Origin of the sequence: Pseudokordiimonas caeni, assembly GCF_026719705.1 — a bacterium.
GTDB lineage: Bacteria > Pseudomonadota > Alphaproteobacteria > Sphingomonadales > Kordiimonadaceae > Gimibacter > Gimibacter caeni.
Map to the genome: position 1 here is coordinate 637,466 of NZ_JAPPRR010000002.1, position 24,910 is coordinate 662,375.

The 24,910-nt window shown below is 62.8% G+C and carries 24 protein-coding genes and 1 tRNA gene; 15 read left to right on the forward strand and 10 right to left on the reverse strand.

The genetic code is table 11. The annotated features are described in order from the left end of the window. Window positions 1-52: 52 nt before the first annotated feature. The 6 genes from hemC to OU694_RS11750 all read left to right on the forward strand — a co-directional run bounded on the left by hemC (window position 53) and on the right by OU694_RS11750 (window position 6,733). Window positions 53-1,006 (forward strand): hydroxymethylbilane synthase, encoded by a 954-nt coding sequence (gene hemC / locus OU694_RS11725; protein WP_308911192.1) that lies wholly within the window; start codon window positions 53-55, stop codon window positions 1,004-1,006. Next, window positions 1,006-1,728 carry a uroporphyrinogen-III synthase gene (locus OU694_RS11730; RefSeq protein ID WP_308911193.1) on the forward strand — a complete coding sequence of 241 codons (723 nt, stop codon included), beginning with the start codon at window positions 1,006-1,008 and terminating at the stop codon, window positions 1,726-1,728. Before hemC ends, OU694_RS11730 begins: the two co-directional genes overlap by 1 nt. Next, entirely contained in the window at window positions 1,725-2,852 is a 1,128-nt protein-coding gene (locus OU694_RS11735; RefSeq protein ID WP_308911194.1) for a COG4223 family protein, read from the forward strand. Before OU694_RS11730 ends, OU694_RS11735 begins: the two co-directional genes overlap by 4 nt. Continuing rightward, complete coding sequence (locus OU694_RS11740; protein ID WP_308911195.1) at window positions 2,849-4,204, forward strand: heme biosynthesis protein HemY; 1,356 nt, start codon at window positions 2,849-2,851, stop codon at window positions 4,202-4,204. Before OU694_RS11735 ends, OU694_RS11740 begins: the two co-directional genes overlap by 4 nt. Before the next feature lie 83 nt (window positions 4,205-4,287). Beyond that, window positions 4,288-4,363: transfer RNA gene (locus OU694_RS11745), tRNA-Thr, on the forward strand. A gap of 81 nt (window positions 4,364-4,444) precedes the next feature. Continuing rightward, window positions 4,445-6,733 carry a PAS domain S-box protein gene (locus OU694_RS11750; protein ID WP_308911196.1) on the forward strand — a complete coding sequence of 763 codons (2,289 nt, stop codon included), beginning with the start codon at window positions 4,445-4,447 and terminating at the stop codon, window positions 6,731-6,733. On the opposite strand, the gene OU694_RS11755 is transcribed toward OU694_RS11750, so the two are convergent. From OU694_RS11755 to OU694_RS11790, 8 genes are all read right to left on the reverse strand, one after another. Further along, the gene (locus OU694_RS11755) at window positions 6,690-8,141 is read right to left on the reverse strand and encodes a TrkH family potassium uptake protein (RefSeq protein WP_308911197.1); all 1,452 of its coding nucleotides are present in this window, start codon (window positions 8,139-8,141) and stop codon (window positions 6,690-6,692) included. The two genes, OU694_RS11750 and OU694_RS11755, sit on opposite strands and share 44 nt — an antisense overlap. A gap of 130 nt (window positions 8,142-8,271) precedes the next feature. After that, window positions 8,272-8,598, reverse strand: a complete 327-nt coding sequence (locus OU694_RS11760; RefSeq protein WP_308911198.1) for a HesB/IscA family protein — start codon at window positions 8,596-8,598, stop codon at window positions 8,272-8,274. Window positions 8,599-8,613: 15 nt separating this feature from the next. Then, entirely contained in the window at window positions 8,614-9,129 is a 516-nt protein-coding gene (locus OU694_RS11765) for an SUF system Fe-S cluster assembly protein (RefSeq protein ID WP_308911199.1), read from the reverse strand. Next, window positions 9,126-10,373 carry a cysteine desulfurase gene (locus OU694_RS11770; RefSeq protein WP_308911200.1) on the reverse strand — a complete coding sequence of 416 codons (1,248 nt, stop codon included), beginning with the start codon at window positions 10,371-10,373 and terminating at the stop codon, window positions 9,126-9,128. Before OU694_RS11770 ends, OU694_RS11765 begins: the two co-directional genes overlap by 4 nt. Beyond that, window positions 10,370-11,587: a Fe-S cluster assembly protein SufD gene (gene sufD / locus OU694_RS11775; RefSeq protein ID WP_308911201.1), complete on the reverse strand. Its 1,218-nt coding sequence runs from the start codon at window positions 11,585-11,587 to the stop codon at window positions 10,370-10,372. The genes OU694_RS11770 and sufD overlap by 4 nt, the downstream gene beginning before the upstream one ends. Window positions 11,588-11,601: 14 nt before the next feature. Next, window positions 11,602-12,348 carry a Fe-S cluster assembly ATPase SufC gene (gene sufC / locus OU694_RS11780; protein WP_308911202.1) on the reverse strand — a complete coding sequence of 249 codons (747 nt, stop codon included), beginning with the start codon at window positions 12,346-12,348 and terminating at the stop codon, window positions 11,602-11,604. Window positions 12,349-12,361: 13 nt separating this feature from the next. Continuing rightward, window positions 12,362-13,831, reverse strand: coding sequence for a Fe-S cluster assembly protein SufB (sufB, locus tag OU694_RS11785; protein ID WP_308911203.1), 1,470 nt, complete (start codon window positions 13,829-13,831; stop codon window positions 12,362-12,364). Between the two features lies 1 nt (window position 13,832). Then, window positions 13,833-14,270 (reverse strand): SUF system Fe-S cluster assembly regulator, encoded by a 438-nt coding sequence (locus OU694_RS11790; protein ID WP_308911204.1) that lies wholly within the window; start codon window positions 14,268-14,270, stop codon window positions 13,833-13,835. Window positions 14,271-14,502: 232 nt separating this feature from the next. Here OU694_RS11790 and OU694_RS11795 point away from each other — a divergent pair, with 232 nt between their 5' ends. The 3 genes from OU694_RS11795 to OU694_RS11805 are packed head-to-tail and all read left to right on the forward strand — an operon-like array spanning window position 14,503 to window position 17,071. After that, window positions 14,503-15,453: a thiamine pyrophosphate-dependent enzyme gene (locus OU694_RS11795; RefSeq protein ID WP_308911205.1), complete on the forward strand. Its 951-nt coding sequence runs from the start codon at window positions 14,503-14,505 to the stop codon at window positions 15,451-15,453. Beyond that, window positions 15,450-16,427: an alpha-ketoacid dehydrogenase subunit beta gene (locus OU694_RS11800; protein WP_308911206.1), complete on the forward strand. Its 978-nt coding sequence runs from the start codon at window positions 15,450-15,452 to the stop codon at window positions 16,425-16,427. The genes OU694_RS11795 and OU694_RS11800 overlap by 4 nt, the downstream gene beginning before the upstream one ends. Further along, on the forward strand, window positions 16,424-17,071 hold the full coding sequence (locus OU694_RS11805; protein WP_308911207.1) for a cytochrome b/b6 domain-containing protein: 648 nt from the start codon (window positions 16,424-16,426) through the stop codon (window positions 17,069-17,071). Before OU694_RS11800 ends, OU694_RS11805 begins: the two co-directional genes overlap by 4 nt. Here OU694_RS11805 and OU694_RS11810 read toward each other — a convergent pair. Both OU694_RS11810 and OU694_RS11815 read right to left on the reverse strand, forming a co-directional pair. After that, entirely contained in the window at window positions 17,056-17,508 is a 453-nt protein-coding gene (locus OU694_RS11810; protein ID WP_308911208.1) for a c-type cytochrome, read from the reverse strand. The two genes, OU694_RS11805 and OU694_RS11810, sit on opposite strands and share 16 nt — an antisense overlap. A 36-nt stretch (window positions 17,509-17,544) precedes the next feature. Then, window positions 17,545-17,958, reverse strand: a complete 414-nt coding sequence (locus OU694_RS11815) for a GcrA family cell cycle regulator (RefSeq protein ID WP_308911209.1) — start codon at window positions 17,956-17,958, stop codon at window positions 17,545-17,547. A 161-nt stretch (window positions 17,959-18,119) separates the two neighbouring features. Between OU694_RS11815 and OU694_RS11820 the strand changes: the two genes are divergently transcribed. From OU694_RS11820 to OU694_RS11845, 6 genes are all read left to right on the forward strand, one after another. Then, window positions 18,120-18,944, forward strand: coding sequence for an ABC transporter permease (locus tag OU694_RS11820; protein ID WP_308911210.1), 825 nt, complete (start codon window positions 18,120-18,122; stop codon window positions 18,942-18,944). Window positions 18,945-19,088: 144 nt separating this feature from the next. Continuing rightward, complete coding sequence (locus OU694_RS11825) at window positions 19,089-20,282, forward strand: aspartate aminotransferase family protein (protein ID WP_308911211.1); 1,194 nt, start codon at window positions 19,089-19,091, stop codon at window positions 20,280-20,282. A 33-nt stretch (window positions 20,283-20,315) separates the two neighbouring features. Continuing rightward, window positions 20,316-21,266, forward strand: a complete 951-nt coding sequence (gene argF, locus OU694_RS11830) for an ornithine carbamoyltransferase (protein WP_308911212.1) — start codon at window positions 20,316-20,318, stop codon at window positions 21,264-21,266. Between the two features lie 11 nt (window positions 21,267-21,277). Next, on the forward strand, window positions 21,278-22,219 hold the full coding sequence (locus tag OU694_RS11835) for an Hsp33 family molecular chaperone HslO (protein ID WP_308911213.1): 942 nt from the start codon (window positions 21,278-21,280) through the stop codon (window positions 22,217-22,219). Window positions 22,220-22,292: 73 nt separating this feature from the next. After that, complete coding sequence (locus OU694_RS11840) at window positions 22,293-23,456, forward strand: acyltransferase family protein (protein WP_308911214.1); 1,164 nt, start codon at window positions 22,293-22,295, stop codon at window positions 23,454-23,456. A gap of 67 nt (window positions 23,457-23,523) precedes the next feature. Further along, complete coding sequence (locus OU694_RS11845) at window positions 23,524-24,864, forward strand: amidohydrolase family protein (protein ID WP_308911215.1); 1,341 nt, start codon at window positions 23,524-23,526, stop codon at window positions 24,862-24,864. Window positions 24,865-24,910 lie beyond the last annotated feature (46 nt).

The window sequence follows — 24,910 nt, forward strand, 5'->3', positions numbered from 1 at the left end:
CGTTGAGACGGGCGCTTTTCGTGCCGCCCGATTACCACCGAGAGAGGCCCCGATGCAACACCCGATCAGGATTGGAACCCGCGGCAGTCCGCTTGCGCTTGCGCAGGCGCATGAGGTGCGGGACAGGCTGGTTGCGGCGCATGAGGGCCTGACTGCCGAGATGGTCGAGATCCATGTGATCAAGACAACGGGCGACCGCATCCTCGACCGGCCGCTGACCACTGCGGGCGGCAAGGGGCTTTTCACCAAGGAAATCGAGGACGCACTGCTGGATGGCAGCATCGCTCTCGCCGTTCACAGCTCCAAGGACATGCCGACCCGCCTGCCTGCGGGCCTTGTGCTTTCGACCTTCCTTGAGCGCGAAGACGTGCGTGACGTTTTCATCAGCCCCAAGGCCCAAAGCTTCATGGAATTGCCGGAAGGTGCGGTGCTTGGCACCGCCAGCCTGCGCCGCCGTGCGCTTGCCCTGCGCCTGCGGCCTGATCTCAATGTCGTCACTTTCCGGGGCAATGTGCAGACGCGGCTTTCGAAACTCGAAGGCGGCGAGGCCGATGCCACCTTCCTTGCCCGCGCGGGGCTCAACCGGCTGGGCATGGAAGCCTATGCGACCGAGACCCTGAGCCTTGACGATTTCATGCCCGCCCCGGCGCAAGGCGCAGTGTGTGTGGAAATCCGCGAAGGCGACGACGCGACCCGCGCGCTGCTCGCGCCCCTGCACCACCATGCAACGGCGGTGGCGGTGACGGCAGAACGCGCCTTTCTCGCAGCCCTCGATGGCTCCTGCCGCACGCCGATAGCCGCTTACGCCACGCTCAAAGGCGGCGAGGTGCAGCTGAAAGCCATGCTCGTGTCGCTCGATGGCAAAACCGTATTCGCGGAAGAAGGTACGGCGTCTGAGGCCGATGCGGCTGCCCTCGGCCACCGGCTTGGCCATGCGGTCCGCGCCAAAGCGGGCGAAGCCTTTTTCGAAGAGCTCGCGGCAGGGGTCGCCGCGCTCGTTTCCTGATGCGGCTCATTGTCACCCGACCGGAAGAAGATGCAGGCAGCACCGCCGAGGCGCTGGCCACCCTTGGCCACACATCCCTGATCGCACCGATGTTGCGGGTCGAGCCCATGGATTTCGACCTGCCGGATGCAGCTGCCACACTGGTGATAACCAGCGCCAACGGGGCGCGCCACGGCCTTGCCCGTGTGCCGGACCTTGCCCGTCGCCGCGTCTTTGCCGTGGGGGCTGCAAGTGCGGCGGTTGCGCGGTCGGTGGGCGCCAACGATCTTGTCACCGGGCCGGGCGATGCGGCGGGGCTTCTGCCGCTGCTGCTTGCTGATCATGCGACAACAGGCGCGCACTATTGTCATCTGACGGGTGAAGACATCGTGTTCGATATCGCAGCGAAGCTGACGGCGCGCGGGGTGAAAGCCGAACGGTGCACCGCCTACCGCGCCGTGCAGGCGAGGGCGCTGCCGGATGACGTGGCGTCAGCCATCCGCGATGGCATTGTGGGGGGCGCACTATTTTATTCGGCCCGTGCTGCCCACGCCTTTGAACGGGGGTTGGAGGCAGCGGGCCTCGCCGCTATGCTGGAGGGCATGACGGCCTATGCCATGTCGAAACGGATCGCTGCCGCACTTTCTGCCCCTTGGGGCCGCGTGGTGGCAGCCGCCGAGCCGACCGAAGCGGCGGTTCTGGCGCTCATAGGCCCGGCAGGCAGTGAAGGAGAGAAGGCGTGAAGGCAAACGGCGACAGCGAACCGGTTCTCGAGGCCGAAGTGGTGGAGAAAACCCCGCCGAAGCCTGCCAAGGCCAAGGGCAGCTCCTTCGGCGCGAAGCTCGGCTGGGTGCTGGTGATCGTCCTTGCCGCCTTCATTGGCGGAGTTTATGCGGCCCCTGACATTCGCGCCCGGCTGGAAGCCGCGGGTCTCATCGAGCCCTTGCCGCAAACAGCAACCAGCGCCCCCATGGTCGATCTTTCGCCGCTGCAGGCAGAACTGGACCGGCACGAGGAAATGCTCATTCAGCATGAAGGCCTGATCTCGGCGCTTTCCGAGGCCACCTCCAATGGTACCATGGCGACCGAGCATACCGAATCAGGCGAGTCGCCGAATCCGGGGGCCATTGCGCCCGCGCCCGACCGGCCGGAAATGACGGCGCTCCGGGAAGAACTCGCCGCGCTCAGCGAAACCGTGAAGGCGCGCCACAGCGACGAAGAAAAAGGCCCCGCCCCGAGCGTGCTGGCCGCCCGGCTGGAGGCGTCTGAAGCCGAAACAGCTGGCCTGCGTGACCGGCTGGCTGCCCTCGAATCCGCGCTGCAGGCGGTGGAAGACGCCCGGCTTGACACCAACCCGCGCGGGCGGCTGCTGTTGTCCCTGTCGCGCCTTGAGGATCGCGTCCAGCGCGGCGAGGCCTTCGGGGCGGAGCTTGAGGCCATGAACCCGGATTTCTCGGCCTTGCCGGCGATTGATCAGTCGGCCCTCGGGGCGGCGCTTGAAGCCCTGCGCGAACGCTCGGCCGGGGTGCCGAGCACGGACGCCCTGATCGCCCGTTTCGATCCACTTTCGCGCGAGATCGGGATCGCCAGCGACAAGGCCGAAGGCCGCTTCCTTGCCTCGCTCTTCACCGTGCGCCGCACAGATGCGGCGGCAAGCGGCGATGATGCAGCTCTACGTGACGCCAGCGAACGGCTGAAGGCCCGCGATCTTGCCGGTGCTGTGGCGGCGCTTGAAACCCTGTCGCCCGAAGCAAAGAAGGCGGCGTCCGTGTGGATTTCGCAGGCGAATGACCGACTGGCGGTCGACGATGCCGTTGGCAAGCTCTTCCGTGTGGTGACCGACGACCGGACAGGAGGCGGCGCATGATCCGTCTGGCGCTTGCGTTCGCCATTGTCCTTCTTCTCGCCTGGGGTGCCACCTTTGTGGCGGACAATCCGGGGGCGGCCACGCTTGCCGTTGGCCCTTGGGTGATCGAGACGAGCGTTGCGGCGCTCCTGCTGGCGGCTGCCCTCCTGATGCTGGCAACCGCACTTGCACTCGCGCTGTTCGCCTGGGCTCGGCGCGACCTGCCGGTGATCGGTTCGAGTGCGGCGATCAAGCGCCAGTCGCGCGGGCTTGACCTTGTCAATCAGGCGCTGGTGGCGCTGGCGGCGGGTGACCACAAGCTCGCCCGGCGGCTGGCCGACCAGTCGACCCGCCTTCTGCCGCCGATGCCGATGGTGCATCTGATCGGTGCGGAGGCGGCGATGCGCGCGGGCGATCATGAGGCGGCACAGGAAAAATTCAAAGCGCTCGAAGCATCCGAAGCCGGCAAGCTGCTGGGCTTGCGGGGCCTTGTGCAGGAAGCCCGCCGCGCCGGCAAATCGGCCGAAGCGTTGCGGCTGGCGCGTCTTGCCTTCGCCGAGCAGCCGAAAAGCCCGTGGGTGCTGAACACCCTGTTCGCGCTTGAAGTTGCGGCCGGCAACTGGGCAGAGGCAGAAGCAGCTCTCCAGAAGGTCGCCAGGGGCAAGCTTGTCGATACCGTTACGCTCACCCGCCACAAGGGTGCGCTCGCCTTTGCGCGCGGGACGGAAGCGGCGCTCAAAGGGGATGCGGACGCTGCCCGCAAATTCTACACGACCGCCCACAAGGCGCGTGGCGATTTCGCGCCCGCAGACGCGGCACTCGCCCGGCTTGACCTCAAGGAAGGCAAGATCAGGCAGGCGGAAAAACGCCTGAAGGCAGCGTGGGGGAATGCCCCTCGCCCGGCGCTCGCCGCCGCATGGCGGGATATCGACCCGGCGGAATCGGCAGCCGATTCGCTCGCTCGAGTCCGCACGCTTACAGCCGGCAACCCGGCCCACCCGTTGTCGCGCACGCTGATCGCCGAGGGGCTCGCCCGTACCGGCGAAACGGAAGCGGCCATAACGCTTGTCGAAGGCCTGCTCGCCGAAGTGCCGAGCCGCGACCTTTGGGCGCTCAGGCTGAAGCTTGCCGAAAAGCGCGGCGAGGATACGGCGGCGATCGAGGCTGCACTGGCGCAGGCTGGCCCCGGCCTTGGCTGGGAATGCGGCGACTGCGGCCACCGCCCGGTGGCGTGGCAACCGCTTTGCCCCTCCTGTGGCGGGTTCGATACGTTCGACTGGCTGGAGCCCGGCACCCCGCGCGCCGAGCAGCAGCGCGACGGCAGCATGCTGATGCTGATGTCCGGCGGCCGGTCCGGCCCGGTCGCCGACTGAGGCAAAGGCAGGGCCTGACGGGCTTTCAAAAGGACTTGTCGCCTCCGCCCCCTTCGGCTATACGGTGGCCTGCCTGACGGTTGGCCGCAGTAGCTCAGTTGGTAGAGCACCTCATTCGTAATGAGGGGGTCGGGGGTTCGAGTCCCTTCTGCGGCACCACTTTTCCTGCGAAAAATCATAAAATTGCTTGCAACATGGTCGCTTGCTTCTCATCCTTTGCGGGTGACGATGGGGGCTGGCATGACTGACGGACACACATCCGAACACGCCCAGATGGACCGGCAGGTGAAACGCTGGGCTGCCATTGCCGTCATCCTCATTCTGCTTGTCGCCGCCGTTGGTGCGGCAACCACCGTGTCGGCGATCCGTTCCACCGTGCGGGGCGATCTTCTGGAAACCATGACGCTGGTGCTGGATTCCAGCAACGACGCCCTCGGCGAATGGGTGGAGCATCAGCGCCGGTCGCTCGATTATCCCACCCACAATGCCGAGGTGATGGCGGCCACCGAGGAGTTGCTGGCATCGGTCGCATCGGGCGGGATCAATGACCTTGCCTCTCACCCGGCGCAGCGCCGGTTGCGCGATGCGGTCGGCCTTTGGGTCATCGATCATGCGCTTGTCGGCTATCTGGTCGTCTCGCCCGAGCAACTGGTGCTGTCGGCGGCTCGGCCGGCGCTCATTGGCAGCCATTTCGTACCCTATCCTGGCAAAGCTGAGCTGTTTGGCCGGGCGCTGGCGGGCGAACAGGTCCTCACACCGCCCGTTTTTTCCCGCATCCCGCTTGAAATGCCGGACGGGCAGCTGAGCCATAGCGCGAGTACCATCTTTGCCATGGGGCCGATCAGGGGCCCGGATGGTTCGGTGAAGGCGGTGTTCGTGGCGCGCGTCAACACGGCCGGCAGTTTCATGAGCGTGTTCCAGCGCGGGCGCCTCGGCCTGACGGGCGAAACCTATGCGGTGGACAGATTCGGACGGCTGGCGAGCGAAAGCCGTTTCACTGACCATTTGCGCGAGATCGGCCTCATTGCAGCGGATGCGCCGAGCATGCTGAATGTCGAAGTCCGCGATCCCGGCATCAATCTGGTGAGCAACCCGCGCGACCGCACAATGCCCCGCCCCGCTCAGCCGCTGACCAGGATGGCGCACGAACTGACGAACGGGCGGGCCGGGCACGATATCAAGGGTTACCGCGACTATCGCGGGGTGATGGTGCTGGGCGCCTGGGTCTGGAACAATGATCTCGATATCGGTATCGCGACGGAAATCGACCGGGCGGAAGCCTACCGCCAGCTCGACCTTATCTCGAACGGCATCTATGCCTTCGCCGCCGTCATCGCCTTCTTCTGCATGGTGCTGGTGTTCGGCGGCACGGGGCTTTTGCGCCGCCTGCGCACCAAGGACGCTGAAATCGAAGGGCGCGACCTGCAGCTGAGGATGATCCTGGACAGCGCCGGGGAAGGGGTCATTGGCGTTGATGCCTCGCACCGCATGACATTCGTCAACCCCATGGCCTGCAGGATCCTCGGTTACGAACCGCAGGAGCTGATCGGCCACAATATGCATGCGATGCTGCATCATGCCTATGCGAACGGCAGCCCCTATCCTGTGCAATGCTGCCCGGTTTTTGCAGCTTGTGCCGAGAGCCGGTCCAGCACTGTCGATAATGAGGTCTTCTGGCACAAAGAAGGCCACCCGGTGCCTGTTCGCTATGTCAGCGTGCCGATGAATGATGGTGAACGCGTCACCGGCGCAGTCGTCACCTTCACCGATGCGAGCCACGATTTCACCGAACGGCAGGCGAGCGACCGGGCGCTCGTTGCGGCGCGCTCGGAGAGCAAGGCCAAGTCCGAATATCTGGTGACGATCAGCGAGGAAATCCGGGGCCCGATGACGGACATCATCGGGGCCACCCGCATGCTTGCCGATTCGCCGCTGACGGGCGAGCAGCGCGAGACGATCGCCGGTATCCGCTCGCACGTCACGTCGGTCCTCATCATGCTCGATCAGGTTACCCGCTTCTCGGCCCGGATGCAGCGCGACCCGCACGACAATGCCCATGATTTCGATCTTGTCGAACTTGTCGAGGAAGTGCTGGATGGCCGTCAGGCGCAGGTTTCGGTGGCCGAGGCCATGCCCGTGATGATCCATGCCGATCCCGTAACCCTGAAGCAGGCGATGGGGCATCTTGTGGATGCCGCCTATGCTTCAAGCGGCACGGGCGGGATTGTCGTGCAGTTGAGTGTGGACCAGCAGGTGGGGCCGGCAAACGCCGATGGTGCCTTCCTCATTCGCATGTCGGTCGAATATCCGGGCGGCCGGCGCAAGGCCGATGACTATGGCATGGATGCCGCCGCGTTGATGACGCGCGATCTGGTTGCTGTGCTTGGCGGCACCCACGGTGTTTCAACCGGGCCTGACGGCAGCCGTACCCACTGGTTCACCTTCCGCTGCCGCACAACGGACAAGCGCCCGCCCGCAGGCGGGATCAGTCTTTCCAGAAGTAAGGGTCGAACAGCAGGAACAGCGTGAAAATCTCGAGCCGCCCGAGGATCATGGTGAAGGAGAGAAGCCATTTGGCACCGTCCGGCAGGCTCGCGAAATTGCCCGCTGGCCCGATGATCTGGCCAAGGCCGGGGCCGACGTTACTGATGGCCGTGGCGGCGGCGGTGAGCGCGGTGACGAGATCAAGCCCCATGAAGGTGAGCGCCAGTGTCACCGCAGCGGTGGAGGCGAAATAAGCCGCGAGAAAGGCCAGCACCGAAATCAGCAGCGCTTCGGGCAGGCGGCGGCCCTGATAGAGCATCACGACCGTGCGGTGCGGGCTCATCAGTTTCTTCATCTGGCCGGTCATGGCAACCCACAGGATCTGGAATCGGTAAACCTTGATCCCGCCCGAGGTGGAGCCCGCACAGCCGCCGACGAAGGTGAGCAGGAAGAAAGCGCCGATGGCGGCCTCCCCCCACAGCGTATAATCGGTCGTCGCGAAGCCTGTGGTGGTGACGACCGAGACGATGTTGAAGGCGGTCAGGCGGATGGCATCGACAAGTGGCATGTGCGTTTTGATCGACAGCCACAGCGCCATGATGCTGACCGTGATCAGGAAGAAGCGCATCAGCGCCATGATCTGGGGATCGCGGAAGAAAGCCTTGCGGTCCCCGCGCATCAGCCGGATCCAGGCGTTGAAGGGCAGGGCCCCCGCGATCATGAAAAAGATCGCCACCCAGTGGATGAAGGGGTTGGTGAAATGCCCGAAGGAGGCGTCATAGTTGGCGAAGCCCCCGGTCGCCAGCGTTGACATGGCATGGCAGATGGCATCGAAACCGGTCATGCCGCCGATATAATAGAGAAGCGCGCAAAGGATGGTGAGGCCGGTATAGGCGCCGGTAATCCAGTTCACCATTTCAGCGGCCTTCGGGATGATCTTTTCCGACTGGTCCGAGCTTTCCGTCTTGAAAAGCTGCATCCCGCCGATCCGCAGGAACGGCAGAAGGATGATGGCCATCACGATGATCCCGATGCCGCCCAGCCAGTTCAGGAAAGCCCGCCACAGAAGGATGCCGGTCGGCAGCGTGTCGAGCCCGGACATCACGGTGGAGCCGGTTGTCGTGATCCCCGAAACCGCTTCGAAATAGGCGTCGGCATAATCGAGGCCGAACTGCAGGAAAGGGAGCGCGGCAAAAGCCGGCAGCAGCAGCCACGCCAGACTGGTCAAAAGAAAGCCCTGCCGCAGGTCAAGGATCTGGGTGCCTTCGCCGCGCGTTGCCAATATCATCAGAAGGCCCGCAAAGCCCGTGGCGGCGGCCGACACTTCGAAACCGATCAGCAGGTCTCCTTCTGCCCCCACATTCACGAAGAAGGGGATGAACATGAAGAAGGCGAGCCCCATCAGGAGGAGGCCGATCACATGAATGACGGGATTGTAGCGGGCTGAAAACACGGGCGGCCTTCGGGCTCCAAGGGGCGGCACATGCCGGTCGGGTGGGCGCGTGGGGTCGTTGGGCGCCGAGTGTGCAGTCAATGCGAACGACTGTCAATCGGCGCCGGGCCGCTCCGCCAGCGGGGGATGGTTATACGTGGAAGCTTTCGCCGCAGCCGCAGCGACCCTTTTCATTGGGATTAGTGAAGGTGAAGCCCGTCGAGAAACGGCTTTCTTCCCAGTCCATCCGGGTGCCGAGGAGATAGAGAAGCGACTTGCGGTCCACAAATACGGCCACGCCGTTCGCTTCCACCTTCTCGTCCGAGGGATCGGCTTCGGTCACATAGTCGATCTTGTAGCCAAGGCCCGAGCAGCCCTTGGTATCGGTGCCGAGCTTCAGCCCGATGGCCTCGGGGCGATTTTCAAGGAGCGCCTTGATGCGTTCGGCTGCCTTGTCGGTAATGTCGATCACACTCATGGGTCGGGTCCTTCCTTACAGCATGCCAAGTTCGAGCCGGGCTTCGTCGGACATCTTGCTCATGTCCCACGGCGGGTCCCAGACAAGCTTGACCTCGGAGCCGTTCACGCCTTCGACGGCATTCACTTTCAGCTCCACTTCGCCCGGCATCGATTCCGCCACCGGGCAGTGGGGCGTGGTCAGCGTCATGGTGACAGTGACCTGTCCCTTGTCGTCCACATCCACCCCGTACACGAGGCCGAGTTCGTAAATATTGACCGGGATTTCGGGGTCGTAAATCTCGCGCAGGGCTTCAACCACGCGGTCGGCGATAGTGGCAGCTTCGGCTTCGCTCACGGCTTTCGCTTCTGCAGCTTCTTCGCCTTTCGGCTCGCCCAGAAACTTGTCGAGGAAATAGCCGCCTTCATCCTCGCTCGTGCCCGCAATATCGGCAGCGCGCGGGCGGGTCGAGGGGCGGTTCGGCAGGTTCTCGGACGGATAATCGCCGCCGACCGCCATCACATCGCGTTCCGGTTTGCTCGTCTCGTTCATCCGAAAATATCCATCACTTTGTTCAGGCCTGCGACCAGACGGTCGATCTCGTCCCTTGTCGTATAGACGCCGAAGCTGGCGCGTACCGTGCCGGGGATGCCAAAACGGTCCATCACCGGCTGAGCGCAGTGGTGCCCTGCGCGGACAGCAATACCCTGCCGGTCAAGGATCGTACCGATATCATGCGGGTGCGCCATATCCATCACGAAGCTGACAAGCGCGCCTTTTTCGGGTGCCGTACCGATGAGCCGTACGCTATTAAGGCTGCCAAGCTGACGGGTTGCGTACTCGAGCAGGTCGGCTTCATGCGCGTGGATCGCGTCATGCCCGATCCGCTCGATAAACTCGATGGCCGGCTTGAAGGCGATACCGCCCGCGATGTGCGGGGTGCCGGCTTCGAACTTGTAGGGCAGGTCGTTGAAGGTGGTGCCAGCAAACGTGACCGTCTTGATCATGTCGCCGCCGCCCTGCCACGGGGGCATGGCGTCCAAGAGCCGTTCTTTGCCGTAGATCACGCCGATGCCTGTAGGGCCGTACATCTTGTGGGCCGAGAAAGCATAGAAGTCGGCGTCCAAATCCTGCACATCGATTTTGAGGTGCGGGGCTGCCTGACAACCGTCGATAAGGACGACCGCACCGGCATCATGCGCCAGACGGATCATTTCCTTCACCGGATTCTGCGTGCCGATCGAGTTGGAAATATGCGCTGCCCCCAAGATCTTCACCCGGCCGGAGCCGAGCATGGCGCGGTAGGCATCCATATCGAGGCTGCCGTCGTCATGGATCGGCACGGCCTTGACCACAGCGCCTTTTTCCTCGGCGAGGATTTGCCACGGCACGATGTTCGAATGGTGCTCCATCTCGGTCAGCAGGATTTCGTCGCCCGCCTTGATATTCACCCGACCCCATGTCTGGGCCACGAGATTGATGCCTTCCGTGGCACCGCGAACGAACAGGCATTCGAGCGGCTTCGCGGCATTGATGAAACGCGCGATGGCCACCCGGCTGTTTTCATAAGCCTCGGTCGCGTCCTGGCTGAACTTGTAAACACCCCGGTGGATGTTCGCATAATAATGCTCGTACAGGTCCTTCTCGGCCTCGATCACGGCGCGGGGCTTCTGGGCGCTCGCGGCCGTATCAAGGAAAGCGAGCGGCTTGCCGTGCACGGTTTCCTTCAGAATCGGAAACTCGGCGCGGACGGCTTCCACGTCAAACGGGATGAGATTGGCGACAGGGGCGGTCATGCGGCGGCCCCTTCTTCATGTGCCTGCATCCAGCCGGCAATGATGGTGGAGACGGTTTCCATGAGGGTCTCGTCGGTCAGGCGCACCAGCGCATCGCCCATGAAGGCTTCGACCAGCATGCGGCGGGCGGTTGCCGGATCGATCCCGCGGGAGGTGAGATAATGGAACGCCTTGCGGTCCAGTTCCCCCACGGTGGCGCCGTGGCTGCATTTCACGTCGTCGGCGTAAATCTCAAGCTCAGGCTTCGCGTTGGCGCGCGCCGTGCGGTCCAGCAGCAGTGCTTTGAAGGACTGATTGGCATCGGTTTTCTGTGCCTGATGGGCAACCGTCACCTTGCCCTGGAAGGAGGCATGGCCTTTCCCGGCTGCAATCGCGCGGATCACCTGATCGCTGTCCGCCCCGCCCACAGCATGGGTCACATGGGTCAGGATATCGTGCGACTGGTGGGCACCTGCCAGCATCACGCCGTCAAAGCCGGCCTCGGCTTCCTCGCCTTCAATCGTCACATGCGCCTCGAACCGGGTGAGCGAACCGCCGGCCATCAGGCCGAAGCCCTGATAGGCACCGCCACCCGCTACGCGCACATGGGCGCGGCCGGTGTGGAGCGTGGTTTCACCCTCTTCGATCAGACGCAGGTGCCTAAGGCTCGCGCCTTTCGCCACGGTGACGTCCATCGCCGGATTGCTCCAGGCGCGGGTGTCGCCGGTGAAGCGCTCGACAAGCGTCAGCGAGGCGCCTTCGGCGAGGCTTACCTTGATCCGGGCATGGGCCGAACGGCCTTCAGCGGGGGCGATATGAACGATCTCATAGGAGCCACCATCTGTGCCAGTCGGCACATCAAGCGCAAGGCCGTGTCCGGCGAAAAGGGCCGCTAGAAGCGCTGGCGCGTCGTCACCCAGGGCAAGGCCATCGGTGCTATCCAGCGTTTTGGCGAAGGCGGGGGTGGCTGAAAGATCAGCGCGGAAATGCCCACCCACGAACACAAGCTGGCCCATGTCGGCGACGAGCGGTGTCGGTACCTTGGCGTCGGCGGCTTCGGCCGGGGCGAAAGCTTCGGCTTTCAGGGCTTTGAGGTCGCTATAGCGCCAGGCTTCGGTTTTCAGGTGCGGCCAGTCGGTTGTCGCGAGGCGCTCGCGCGCCGCCGTGCGGAAGGCGCCAAGCCCGTCCTGCGCCTCGGCGAAACCTTCATAGAGCGTATATGCAGCGTTCAGCATGGGTCTATCGTCCCTCACGCGACATCCGCGTAACCGCGTTCCTCAAGCTCGCGGGCGAGCGACGGTCCGCCCGAGCGCACGATCTTGCCCTTGGCCATCACATGGATGACATCAGGGCGCACATAATCGAGGAGGCGTTGATAGTGGGTGATCAGCAGGATCGCGGTGTCATCGCGCCGCTGGGCGTTGATGCCTTCGGAAACCGTGCGCAGGGCATCGATATCGAGGCCGGAATCGGTTTCATCAAGGATGGCCAGCGTGGGGTTCAGCACCGCCATCTGCACCATCTCGTTCCGCTTTTTCTCGCCGCCCGAGAAGCCGACATTCACGAACCGCTTCAGCATGTCCATGTCCATCTTCAGGCCGGCTGCCTTCTCTTTCACGATCTTCATGAATTCGGCGGCTGATACTTCGCTTTCGCCCCGGATCTTGCGCTGGCTGTTCAGGGCCGTCCGCAGGAAATTCAGGTTCGAAACGCCGGGGATCTCGACCGGATACTGGAAGCCGAGGAAAACGCCGGCAGCGGCGCGCTCATGCGCTTCAAGGGCCAAGAGGTCCTCGCCGTTGAAGGTGACACTGCCGCCTGTCACGTCATAATCCTCGCGGCCGGCGAGTGTGGAGGCGAGCGTCGATTTGCCCGCGCCGTTCGGCCCCATGATGGCATGCACTTCACCGGGCTTCATGGCAAGCGTCAGGCCGTTCAGGATCTGCTTGTCGCCGACCTTGACGGTGAGGTTCTGGATATCGAGAAGGTTGCTCATATCAATCAAGTCCTTAGCCGACGCTGCCTTCAAGGCTGATGCCGAGAAGCTTTTGCGCCTCGACCGCGAATTCCATGGGGAGCTGCTGCATCACTTCCTTGCAGAAGCCGTTCACAATAAGGGCGACCGCCTCTTCCTCGCCGAGCCCGCGGCTCATGGCGTAGAAAAGCTGGTCTTCCGAAATTTTCGAGGTGGTGGCCTCGTGCTCGATCTGGGCCGAGGGATTATGCACCTCGATATAGGGCACCGTGTGCGCGCCGCAGTCGGACGAGACCAGAAGGCTGTCGCACTGGGTGAAGTTGCGCACACCTTCAGCGCCTGCCAGCACCTTCACAAGGCCCCGGTAGGTATTCTGCGAGCGACCGGCCGAGATGCCTTTCGAGATGATCGTGGAGCGCGAGCCCGAACCCATATGGATCATCTTGGTGCCGGTATCCGCCTGCTGGCGATTGTTGGTGACGGCGACCGAATAGAACTCGCCGACCGAATTTTCGCCCTGAAGCACGCAGCTCGGATATTTCCAGGTGATGGCCGAGCCGGTTTCCACCTGCGTCCAGCTCACCTTCGAGTTTTTGCCTTTGCAGAGCGCGCGTTTGGTGACGAAATTATAGATGCCGCCCTTCCCGTCCTTGTCGCCGGGGTACCAGTTCTGGACGGTCGAATATTTGATCTCTGCGTCATCCAGCGCCACAAGCTCGACGACCGCGGCATGCAGCTGGTTCTCGTCGCGCATCGGGGCCGTGCAGCCCTCGAGGTACGAGACATAGGCGCCTTCGTCGGCGACGATCAGGGTGCGCTCGAACTGGCCGGTATTTTCGGCATTGATCCGGAAATAGGTGGAAAGCTCCATCGGGCAGCGCACGCCCTTCGGCACATAGACAAACGTCCCGTCCGAGAAGACAGCGCAGTTGAGCGCGGCGAAATAATTGTCGCGGACCGGCACGACGGTGCCGAGGTGCTTTTTCACAAGGTCCGGGTACTCGCGCACGGCTTCCGAGATCGACATGAAGATGACACCGGCCTTCTTCAGTTCCTCGCGGAAGGTGGTCGCGACCGACACGCTGTCGAACACGGCATCAACCGCCACCTTGCGGGCGCCTTCAACACCGGCCAGCACCTTCTGTTCCTCAAGGGGAATGCCGAGCTTCTTGTAAGTCTCAAGAAGGGCGGGGTCGACCTCATCAAGGCTCTTCGGTTTGTCCTGCGATTTCGGCGCGGCGTAATAATAGATATCGTTATAGTCGATCCGCGGGAAATCGAGCTTCGCCCAGTCGGGCTCTTCCATCTTCAGCCACGCGCGGTAAGCTTTGAGGCGCCATTCGAGCATCCACTCGGGCTCCTGCTTCTTCGCGGAGATGAAGCGGATCACGTCTTCGTTCAGGCCCTTGGGCGCCATGTCCATCTCGATATCCGAGACGAAGCCATACTTGTATTCGCCCGTCAGTTCACGGACCTGTTCCCGGGTTTCTGTGGTGCCAGCCATATCAAGCTTCCTTGTGCCCGGCGGAGCAGCCGCCAGCGGGCGGCGCTGCAAGCGCCGAGAGTTTCACGTCATCCAGTGCCCCGCGCACGGCGCCATTGATGAGCTGCCAGTGCGGACGCACATTGCATGTATGATCGATGCAGCAGTCCGAGGTTTCGGTATCCACGCAGTGGGTGACGGCAATGGGGCCATCGACCGCTTCGATGATATCGGCGATCGAGATGGCCTCGGCGCCGCGCGCCAGCGTATAGCCGCCGGCCACACCCCGGTGGGCCACAAGCACGCCCGAGCGCGACAGAAGATGCAGCACCTTCGAGACCGTGGGCAGCGGAATGCCGGTCAGAAGCGACAGATCCTGCGCGTTCAGCCGGTTGCCGCCAAGAGCCAGGCGGCTCATCAGCACAACGGCATAATCGGCAATGTTGGTCAGCTTCAGCACATCATCCATCCGGGTGCGGGGTCAGGGCCGAACCGGCAGGTTCGGTAAATCATGACCAAAACGTTCAGGTTTAATATGGGGTCATGGGGGGCAGAGTCAAGCGCCCGACCGCTGTGTGCGCCGCGCTTATGACGTAAATGTGCGGCAAATGCACGCACAAATGCTGCCTGCGTGACAAAATGCCACCTTCAAGGCTAGGCTAGGTGATCACTTGTTTGACATCAGGCAGCCCATGACCCCCGACGATCAGCTCGCCCTTTATGCCCGCGCCCGATTCGCCCGCGCCTTCGAGGCGGCTGTGGCGCGTGCCCGCGATGCAGGCGAGGTGCCGGGCGTGGTGCACCTGAACGGCGGGCAGGAACTGGTGGAGCTTGGTGTGTTCCACCAGCTGGACGGGGCGCGGGATCGGGTGACAGGCTCGCACCGCAGCCACGGCCTCGCGCTCGCCGCCGGCATCGCGCCTGCCATCGTTGCCGCCGAAATCATGGGCCGCACCGGCAGCCTGTCGGGTGGGCTTGGCGGTACCCAGCATCTGGTGCCTGCGGGTGGGCTTTTCATGGGTTCGAACGGGATCGTCGGTGGGCAGGTGCCGCTGGCGGCTGGCGCCGCCTTCGCCGCGAGATCCAAAGGAAATGGGGGCATCGCGGTTGCTTTCTTCGGCGAGGGGGCAGCCCAACAGGGCGGCGTCATGGAAACCATGAATCTCGCAATTGTCCTTGGCCTGCCCTTGCTATTCGTCTGCGTCAACAATGGCTGGGCGCAATCGACCGGGGCGGACGCCAGCGCCGGTGCGCCGCTCGCCTCCCGTGCCAGGGCTTTCGGGATGCATGCTGAAAGCGTTGATGGTGGTGACCTCGGTGCGGTGGACGCTGCCACGCGTCATCTGGTTTCGCAAATCCGCACGAACGGCCAACCGGCTTTCCTCGAAGCACACGTTTCCCGCGTTGGCGGGCATTATCACGGCGAAGACCAGGGCTACCGCAAGGACGGAAAGCTCACCGACCCGCTCGACCGCCTGCGCGCCACCCTCGTGGAAGCGGGGGTGACAGCGGCGAACCTGCACCGGATCGAGGAAGAAGCCGAGGCCCGCGCTCGCGCGGCGTTCGAGGAAGCCGCACTCGAGCCCATGGACGACCCCTCGACCCTTGCCCTCTGGGCGCGTGACCTCGGGGGGCTTACATGAAACAGATGACGATCCCGCAGGCGGTGGCGGAAGCGCTGCATCAGGTGATGGCGGCGGATCCTGCGGTTTTCCTGATCGGCGAGGATCTTGCTATGGGCGGCGTGTTCGGTGCGGCGAAGGGCCTCAAGGAACGCTTCGGCCCGGCGCGGGTGGTGGATACCCCGATATCGGAAACCTCCTTCCTCGGCCTTGGCATTGGCGCCGCGATGAGCGGCATGAAGCCTGTGGTCGAGATCATGTTCTGCGATTTTCTGGGCGTTTGCTTTGACCAGCTGATGAACCAGGCGGCGAAAATGCGCTTCCTGTCGGGCGGCACGGTCAGCCTGCCGCTTGTGATCCGCACCACGATGGGCGCGGGGGACGGATCGGGTGCCATGCACAGCCAGTCCAACTATGGCCTCGCAGCCAGTGTGGCGGGCCTGCGGGTGGCGTGCCCCTCAAACTCGGCAGATGCAGCGGGGCTGCTGAAAACCGCCCTTGAAGGCCCGGACCCGGTGGTAATTTTTGAACACAAGGGTCTGTTCGATGTGGAAACCCCGGCCGACCCTGAGTTGCCGCCTGTACCGTTTGGCAAGGCGCGGACCTTGCGCCAAGGTGCGGACGTCACGCTCGTGGCCATCGCTGCGATGGTGCCTGTGGCGCTAGCGGCTGCCGACCACCTTGCCAAGCGCGGCATCGGGGTTGAGGTGATCGATCCCGTGACGATCAATCCGCTGGACCGTGAGGCGATCCTTGCAAGTGTTGCCAAAACTGGCCGGTTTGCGGTGCTTGACGAAGGCGCTGCCTTTGCGGGTGTCGCCGACGCGCTTGTCTCGCTCGTTGTGCGGGAAGCCTTCAGGTCGCTGAAGGCTGCTCCCGCTGCGATCACCCCGCCGCACACGCCGGTGCCCTATGCCCCGGCGCTCGAGGCCGCATGGCTGCCGGATGCTGCCCGGGTGGAAGCAGCGATCCTGAAGATGATGGAGGATGTATGAAGCGCATTCAGGTGTGGGACCTGCCGACCCGGCTTTTCCATTGGGCCCTTGTGATTGCCATTGCCCTTTCGGCCTATTCGGCGTTCGAGGACAAGTTCGGCGTCTGGGCCAAGGTGCATCTTTATGCGGGGCTCACCATCCTCGGGCTCATCCTGTGGCGGATCGTCTGGGGCTTCATCGGCAGCGAGACCTCCCGTTTCAGCCATTTCCTGAAAGGACCAAAGGCGGTTGCAGCTTACGCGCGGCAGGCGGATGCGGGTGCCCATGTGGGCCACAACCCGATCGGCGGCTGGTCGGTCGTCGCCATGCTCGCGGTGACCTTCGCGCAGGCCGCCCTTGGCCTTTTTGCGACCGATGATATGTTCTTTTCCGGCCCGCTTGCTTCGAAAGTCGATGGCGGGATGGCGGGCCTGATCACCGAAATCCATGAAGTGCTGGGTTTCACACTGTTTGGCCTGATCAGCCTTCATGTGGCGGCGGTGCTTTACTACCGGATCGTCAAACGGGTCGATCTGGTGCGACCGATGGTGACGGGCATCCGTGACGTGGCGCCGGAAACGAAAGAGCCCGCGCGGGGGCACGGGCTCTGGGCATTTGTCTCCGCACTTCTGATCGGCGGCGGGGTCGCTTACTTTTCCTTGTAAACGTCGTGGCAGGACTTGCAGTTCTTGAAGGTCTTGCCGAGGGCTGCCATCGAAGCGCTCTTGTCGCCGGTTTTGGCAGCGGCAAGGAAGGCTTCGGTATCGGCTACAAACCCGTCCATAGCGGCTGAGAATTTGTCCCACTCCGCCCAGATCTGGTCCTTGGCTTCACCCTTGCCGTGCACGGTGCGGGTATCGACCTTGAAGGCGGACTGCGAAACCTTGGCACCCGCCACAAGGGCCTCGGCAAGCGGTACCAGATTCTCGTCCGAGCCTGCCTCGCCTTTCAGCACCGACATGGCGCCCATCGCCGAATTGACGACAATCTGCATGCCCTGATGGCGGAAGACGACCGGCGGTGCCAGTTCCTCGTCGCCGTGCGCAGCAGCCGGCGTCGCGATGATGACAGCAGCCAGAAGGGCTTTTGACAGCGATTTCATAGGTATCTCCCCCGATATGAAAGATGTGTCAGCGAATCAGAGAATCGGACGCGGCGGCTGCCGACGGTCGCGGCGCGGCGGCTGGGCCTGATAGGCTTCGGCGCAGTGTGCGGCGCAGTAAGGCATGCCGGGTTCGGACGGCTTGCCGCAGAAATGGAAATCCTCGTCGCCCGGATGGCCGTGCGGCCATTTGCACATGCGGTCGGTGAGGTCGAGAAGGGTGACAAGCTTCTTGGCTTCCTTCTTCTCCACACGCTTCGGTGCAGCGGGCGCTTCCGGCTTGTCGGCCTTCACCGGCGACGGGCGCGACTTCAGGCCAAGGCGGTGGGCCTTGCCGATCACGGCGTTGCGGGTCACTCCCTCGCCCAGTTCCTTGGCGATCTGGCTGGCGCTCTGGCCGCTGTCCCAGAGATTCTTCAGGAGTTCGATACGCTCGTCGGTCCAGCTCATAGGGCCCGTCCTTCGTTCTTATTGGTGGTTTAAGCTTTTTCACCCGTCATCACGGGCAATCCGTCGCTTATATCGTTTTCGTGAGGCCCTTGCCAAGGGTGCACCGGCACATTTAATGATGGTGCACACGAAAAACACACGAAAGAGCGAGGCAATATCCCATGGCCACGACCCCCCGTCCTGCGGCGGCGCCCATCGAAGGCCGCACCATCGGCACCATGAACTGGCTGGGGCTTTGGACCCTGTACCTGCGTGAAACCCGCCGTTTCATGAAAGTGTGGGCGCAGACGCTGGCGGCCCCTGCCGTCACCACCATCCTTTTCATGGTGATCTTCTCGCTGGCCCTTGGCGGCGAAAAACGCCAGATCGCCGGCATGTCGTTCGGCACCTTCCTCGCTCCCGGTCTTATCGTGATGGCCATTCTACAGAATGCGTTTGCCAACACCTCATCGTCGCTGCTGATCGCCAAGGTGCAGGGCAATATCGTCGATACGCTGATGCCGCCCCTGTCGGCCAGTGAGCTGACCCTCGGTTTCGTGGGCGGCGGCGTGACGCGCGGGATTGTCGTCGGTTTCTCGGTCGGCTTCGCCTTCCTCCTGATGCCTGGCGTTTCGATGCATATCACCCATCTCTGGGCCGTGGTCTATTTCGCCGTCTCCGCTTCGGTGATGCTGTCGCTTGCCGGGGTGTTGACCGGCATCTGGGCCGACAAGTTCGACCATGCGGCCGCCATCACCAACTTCATCGTGGCGCCGCTGTCGCTCCTCTCCGGCACCTTCTACACGATCGACCGGCTGTCGCCTTCATGGCAGATCCTGTCGGCCGGCAACCCGTTCCACTATCTGATCGACGGCTTCCGCTACGGCTTTATCGGCCATCAGGACAGCAATATCGCGATCGGGGTGATTTACACGCTGGCACTCAATATCGGGCTTGCCGTGTGGGTGTGGCGGGTCTTCCGCTCGGGCTACCGCCTGAAGCCCTGATAGCGCTCCCGACCCGAAAAGCGTCAAATTCCGCCAATTTTCACGCCGACCCGCCTTGACTAAGGCGGGCCCCGGCGGCATCCTCCCCGCCTCGGGCGCCCCTCTTGGCGCCCCATCACTCTTTTCATCCCAGGAGTTTCAAGCGTGATTACGCCCCTGATGCCCGTCTACAACCGGATTCCCGTCGCTTTCGAGCGCGGCGAAGGCATGTATCTCTTCGACACTAACGGTAAGAAATATCTCGACTTTTACTCCGGTATCGGCGTGATGTGCCTTGGCCACAGCCACCCGACGCTCGTGAAAGCGATCTCCGAGCAGGCGTCGAAGCTGTGGCACACGGCAAACACTTTTGAGATTCCTCTGGGCAACCGCCTCGCCGAACGGCTGACGGCAGCGAGCTTCGCCGACACCGTTTTCTTCACCAATTCGGGGGCCGAAGCCATCGAATGCGCGATCAAGATGGTCCGGAAGCATCATTATGACCGCGGCAACAAGGGCCGCTACCGCATGATCACCATGGCGAACGCTTTCCATGGCCGCACACTCGCCGGGATCGCGGCGGCGGGCCAGGAAAAGCTCACCAAAGGGTTCGAACCGCTCGTTGACGGCTTCGATGTGGTGCCCTTCGGCGATATCGAGGCCGTGAAAGCGGCGATCAAGCCGGAAACCGGCGGTATCATGATCGAGCCCGTGCAGGGCGAGGGCGGCATTCGCCTGTTGGACGACGCCAAGATGCGCGAACTGCGTGCCATCTGTGACGAGCATGACCTCCTCCTGGTGTTCGACGAAATCCAGTGCGGCATGGGCCGGACCGGCAAGCTTTTCGCCCATGAATGGTCGGGCGTGAAACCCGATATCGTGACGGCAGCCAAGGGCATCGGCGGGGGCTTCCCGCTTGGCGCCTGCCTTGCGACCGAACATGCGGCGCTTGGCATGACCGTCGGCACCCACGGCAGCACCTATGGCGGCAACCCGCTCGCCATGGCGGTTGGCAACGCCGTGCTTGACGAAATGCTGGCGCCCGGCTTCCTCGACCGAGTGATCGAGATGGGTGACAAGCTGCAAGCCCGCCTCGGTGCCCTGCAGCAGCGCCACAGCGACATGATTTCGGAAGTGCGCGGCCGCGGCCTGATGGCCGGTATCCGCCTGCCCGATATTGCCACCCGCGATGCAGTGGTGGACCTTATCAACCGCGGCCTCGTCCCGGCTGTCGCCGGCGACAATGTGATCCGCATGCTGCCGCCGCTGATCATCGAAGACAGCCATCTTGATGAAGCGATGGAGACTTACGACCAGGCCTTCACCGACTGGAAACAAAACGGTGTGCCGAAGTCCTGACAACAGGGCTTCCTGACCTTAACGAGTGCTATTATGACTGTGATGCCCAATCCTGTGGAACTGCGCCATTTCATCGATCTCAAGGACCTCAGCGGGGAAACCCTTCGCCTGATCCTTGATGTGGCGCGACGCTGGAAAGAAGCACGCAGGGGCTGGCCCAAGGGAATGCCGGACATGCCGGCCCTCCTGTCTGGGCATACGCTCGCCATGATTTTCGAGAAAAGCTCGACCCGTACGCGGGTCAGCTTTGAAGTGGCGATGCAGCAGCTGGGGGGCCAGTCGCTCGTTCTGTCGGGCGACAATATGCAGCTCGGGCGCGGGGAAACCGTGGGCGATACCGCCCGCGTGATGGGCCGCTATGTGGATGCCATCATGATCCGCGCCTATGCGCATGATTCGGTTGTGGAACTTGCCCAGGGCAGCGGCGTGCCAGTGATCAATGCGCTGACCGACCGCTCGCATCCTTGCCAGCTGATGGCCGATATCATGACGTTCGAGGAACACAGGGGCCCCATCCGTGGCCGCCGCCTTGCGTGGGTGGGGGATGGCAATAACGTCGCCACCTCGCTCATTGAAGCGGCTGTCCGGTTCGGCTTCAGCTTGCGGCTTGGCTGCCCCGAAGGGTACAAGCCGGACGCGGAAGCCGTAGCATGGGCGAGGGCCGAAGGTGGTGATGTGGCGGTGACTGATGATCCGCTTGAAGCGGTCAAGGGTGCCGCTGCCATATTGACCGATACATTCGTGTCGATGGGTGACAGCCGCACGGGCGGGCGCATGAAGGCCCTTGCACCTTACCAGGTGAATGCCCATCTGATGGCGAATGCCGCACCCGATGCGCTGTTCCTGCATTGCCTGCCCGCCCACAGGGGCGAGGAGGTGACAGCGGATGTGATCGATGGTCCGGCCAGCGTCGTCTGGGACGAGGCGGAGAACCGTCTGCATGTGCAGAAGGCCATCCTCGCCTGGTGCCTCGGCAAGTTCTGATCGAGAGTAAAATGAGCGACAAACCGATTGTCATAAAGGACCCGGACTTCAGCCGGGACAATGAAATTCGCCCGTTCCAGATCGAGGGAATGGACGTGCGCGGTCGTGCCGTGCGCCTTGGCACCGTGGCTGACCAGATTCTTGTCGCCCATGGTTATCCCGAGCCTGTCGAGCGTATCGTTGGCGAGATGGCGGCGCTGGCTGGTCTTCTGGGGTCCATCCTCAAGTTCGATGGCATTGTAACGGTGCAGACCAAGTCGCAAGGCCCGATCCCGATGATGGTGGCGGACTATGAGCGCAAACCGGACGGTACCGGCCATATCCGTGCCTGCGCCGAGATCGACCATGACAAGCTTGCCACCTTTGGCGCCAATCCCTCCTTCAAGGGGCTGATTGGCTCGAAGAACGGCTATCTCGTCATCACCATCGACCAGGGCGCCGATATGGAGCGTTATCAGGGCATCGTGGAACTGAAAGGCGACAGTCTTTCGGACGTGATCCATGCCTATTTCGAAAGCTCCGAGCAGACGCCGACCGCCGTGCGGCTGGCGGCTGACCGCGATCCGGTTTCGGGCCATTGGCGGGCGGGCGGCATCATGGTGCAGCATCTGGCGCGCGGGGAGACCGGCCGCGAGCGTATCCTTGACCGCGAAACGCAGGAGCACTGGAACCGCGCCTCCACGCTGATGCACAGCGTGAAGGAAAGCGAACTCCTCAACCCGTCGCTGACGCTTGATGAGCTGCTTTTCCGCCTCTTTAACGAGGACGGGGTTCGCGTGTTCGATCCCACCCGCGTGGAAAAAGGCTGCCGCTGCGAGCGCGAGCGGCTGCTGGCCGTGCTCGGCCAGTTCTCCGCGGACGACAAGGACCATATGGTGGTGGACGGCAAGATCGCCGTGAACTGCCAGTTCTGTAACAAGACCTTCGACTTCAGCCCCGAAGAAGTGGGCTGATCAATTAAAATTTGACAAATCCGCCGTACTGGTATGCCATATTTTCGCCACATTTCTACTTGGGGGTGAAAATATGGCAACTGCTGCGGGGGTTGTGGGCGAGGCGGGTTACTTCAATATCCGCGCCAACAGGGAATATGCCGAACGCATAGACCGCCTGAGAATTTTTGCTGTTCTTGGGATCATGATATTTCACCTGCCGCCGCTGGTGACTTACCAATCCGATCCGGACCGGACCCTGCCAGTCTTTTCCAGCGACTGGATCCTGTTCCTTAAAATTGCCTCCCAGACGATGATTCCGGGCATGATGGTGCTGACAATGATCACCGGGCTTCTGGTCTTTGGTGCGCAGCCGGCGCCTCCGTACGGCAAGAGCGTGCGCAAATGGACGCGGCGCCTGTTTGTGCCTTTCCTGATATGGACAGTACCTTTCTCGCTGCTGGTTGCCGTTCTCCAGTCTTTCGGCCTTGGCAGTGAATACGGGCACCAGCTGGGCGACTTTGAAATCTGGCCGCTCGTGGATAGCGTGCTCGGCATAACGACCTTCCCGGTGAATGTGCCGATGTATTTCACGCGCAGCATGTTTGTGCTGCTGCTTCTGTCACCCCTCATATGGTGGCTGGTGCGGCGGACGGGGCCACTGCTGTTCCTCATTTTTGCGGCACTCAAGATAGGACAGGTGCAGGTGCCGGTCCTTTATTCCTGGTCGATCTGCGCGGGATTTGCACTTGGCGCCTATCTTGTCGTGCAACCGGAGTGGCTGGATCACATCGAACAGCATGGCGGCAAATATCTGGTGGCGGCACTGTGTCTGCTGCTTGTCAGTGCGCTCATCCGGTTCATGTACTACGGGCAGAATGTACGGATTGCCACGATCCTCACCGATGTGGCGGATTTCTTCATGCTGCCGGGAACCTGGTGGCTCGGGCGGTATTTCGCCTATCCGAGAATCGCGGCGGTTTTCAAGCGGCTCAATCCCTATAATTTCGCGCTGTTTGCCGCCCATGTACCGCTTATCCATATCTACTGGAATCTCTTCGAGGCCTGGTTCGGCAGCAGCGCAAGCCCGGCTTATCCAGTCTTTTTCTTCATTCACCCTGTACTTCTGGTGGGCAGCATCCTTTACTTGTCCAAGTTTGCCGAGTGGCTTAGCCCGACCCTCTGGAGCTACGCTGTTGGCGGCCGAACCCGCAATGAACTGAACGTTCGCAAGGAAAGAGCGGTGCAGGCCGGATGAGTGCAGTTTCCGGCGTGGCGGGATGTGCTGGATTTGAAAGGATCGTATGTTCACCAGAGCTTGTCTTATGGTTGCCGGTATGGCCGCCACCATTCTTGCCGGGGAAGCGGCGCCCCTGATTGCGGCGGACGTGACCGTCTACCGCGATGCCACAGTGATTGATGGCAAGGGCGGGGCTTCCCGGTCGCATATGGCGGTGATCGTGGAGGGCGAAACGATCCAGGCGGTGAAGCCGGCGGCCAGCCTGACGGCGGCGGATACCGAAGGCGCCGATATTGTTGACCTTGGCGGGGCCTATGTCATGCCGGGTCTTGTTGACAGTCACCAGCATATGGCAACGCCGCCGGATCATCCCCGTGCGCTTGCCCAGATGCGGCGCGATCTCTATGGCGGGATCACCGCGGCGCGCATCATGGCGGATGACCTGCGGGCAGTGGGCGATTATGCGCGGGCTTCGGCGCAGGGCGAGATCGTGGCGCCCGATATTTATTATGCCGCGCTGATGGCCGGCCCCGACTTTTTTGATGACCCGCGCACGGCAGCGGCCGCCAGGGGTGTGAAGCCCGGCACCGCCCCCTGGATGCAGGCGATCACGCCTGAAACCGACATGCCGCTTGCCATCGCGCGGGCCAAGGGCACCTCGGCGATTGCGGTGAAGCTTTACGATAACCTGCACCCGGCCGAACTGAAGCGCATCACGGCGGAGGCCCACCGGCAGGGGATGTTTGTCTGGGCGCACGGGATGGTCTTTCCCTCGGCCCCCGAAGATGTGGTGGCGGCAGGCGTCGATGTTATCTCGCATACCTGTTATCTGGCCTATCAGGTGATGAACCCGCGTCCCACCACCTACAAGGACCGCCGCCCGGTCGAGACCGAAAAGCTGCAGGGCGGGGACAATCCGGTGATGGCGAAAATCTTCAGGGACATGGCCGCGAAAGGCATCGCACTTGATGCCACCATCCGCGTTTACCGCGAGATGGACGACCGCTATGCCGCGAACCCCAAGATGAAGCAGCCCTATTGCACGGCGGATCTTGCGGCGACCTTGACGAAACAGGCCTATGACTTTGGCGTGAAGATTGTGGCTGGTACCGATGTGGTGCCGCCGCGCGAGGCCGCCTTCCCCGCCCTTTATGACGAACTGGTGCTGCTGAACGAAAAGGTCGGCATGCCGGCGGGGGCCGTGATCCGGGCGGCCACATACGAAGGCGCGCGCATTCTGGGGCAGGAAGATACGTTCGGGACGGTGGAGGCTGGCAAGCGCGCCAATTTCATCGTTACGGGCAGCGATCCGCTCGCGTCACTTGCCAATATCCGGGATATCCGCTTCACCGTGAAGCGTGGCAAGCGGTATGACCGCAGCGACTATCAGGGCATCACGGCCGAGGAAATGCCGGACGAGGAATAGGGCAGCGTGCGACTATCCGAAAAACACAAAACCCCGCCGGTGAGCG

Excerpts from the sequence above, each read along its gene's own strand:
- OU694_RS11835 (WP_308911213.1), top strand. The coding sequence starts at position 21,278 with ATGAGCGACAAACCGATTGTCATAAAGGACCCGGACTTCAGCCGGGAC.
- argF (WP_308911212.1), top strand. The coding sequence starts at position 20,316 with ATGACTGTGATGCCCAATCCTGTGGAACTGCGCCATTTCATCGATCTC.
- OU694_RS11730 (WP_308911193.1), top strand. The coding sequence starts at position 1,006 with ATGCGGCTCATTGTCACCCGACCGGAAGAAGATGCAGGCAGCACCGCC.
- OU694_RS11815 (WP_308911209.1), bottom strand. The coding sequence starts at position 17,958 with ATGAGCTGGACCGACGAGCGTATCGAACTCCTGAAGAATCTCTGGGAC.
- OU694_RS11750 (WP_308911196.1), top strand. The coding sequence starts at position 4,445 with ATGACTGACGGACACACATCCGAACACGCCCAGATGGACCGGCAGGTG.
- OU694_RS11845 (WP_308911215.1), top strand. The coding sequence starts at position 23,524 with ATGGTTGCCGGTATGGCCGCCACCATTCTTGCCGGGGAAGCGGCGCCC.
- sufB (WP_308911203.1), bottom strand. The coding sequence starts at position 13,831 with ATGGCTGGCACCACAGAAACCCGGGAACAGGTCCGTGAACTGACGGGC.
- OU694_RS11840 (WP_308911214.1), top strand. The coding sequence starts at position 22,293 with ATGGCAACTGCTGCGGGGGTTGTGGGCGAGGCGGGTTACTTCAATATC.
- OU694_RS11765 (WP_308911199.1), bottom strand. The coding sequence starts at position 9,129 with ATGAACGAGACGAGCAAACCGGAACGCGATGTGATGGCGGTCGGCGGC.
- OU694_RS11740 (WP_308911195.1), top strand. The coding sequence starts at position 2,849 with ATGATCCGTCTGGCGCTTGCGTTCGCCATTGTCCTTCTTCTCGCCTGG.
- OU694_RS11820 (WP_308911210.1), top strand. The coding sequence starts at position 18,120 with ATGGCCACGACCCCCCGTCCTGCGGCGGCGCCCATCGAAGGCCGCACC.
- sufD (WP_308911201.1), bottom strand. The coding sequence starts at position 11,587 with ATGCTGAACGCTGCATATACGCTCTATGAAGGTTTCGCCGAGGCGCAG.
- OU694_RS11770 (WP_308911200.1), bottom strand. The coding sequence starts at position 10,373 with ATGACCGCCCCTGTCGCCAATCTCATCCCGTTTGACGTGGAAGCCGTC.
- OU694_RS11810 (WP_308911208.1), bottom strand. The coding sequence starts at position 17,508 with ATGAAATCGCTGTCAAAAGCCCTTCTGGCTGCTGTCATCATCGCGACG.
- OU694_RS11805 (WP_308911207.1), top strand. The coding sequence starts at position 16,424 with ATGAAGCGCATTCAGGTGTGGGACCTGCCGACCCGGCTTTTCCATTGG.
- OU694_RS11760 (WP_308911198.1), bottom strand. The coding sequence starts at position 8,598 with ATGAGTGTGATCGACATTACCGACAAGGCAGCCGAACGCATCAAGGCG.
- OU694_RS11800 (WP_308911206.1), top strand. The coding sequence starts at position 15,450 with ATGAAACAGATGACGATCCCGCAGGCGGTGGCGGAAGCGCTGCATCAG.
- sufC (WP_308911202.1), bottom strand. The coding sequence starts at position 12,348 with ATGAGCAACCTTCTCGATATCCAGAACCTCACCGTCAAGGTCGGCGAC.
- OU694_RS11795 (WP_308911205.1), top strand. The coding sequence starts at position 14,503 with ATGACCCCCGACGATCAGCTCGCCCTTTATGCCCGCGCCCGATTCGCC.
- hemC (WP_308911192.1), top strand. The coding sequence starts at position 53 with ATGCAACACCCGATCAGGATTGGAACCCGCGGCAGTCCGCTTGCGCTT.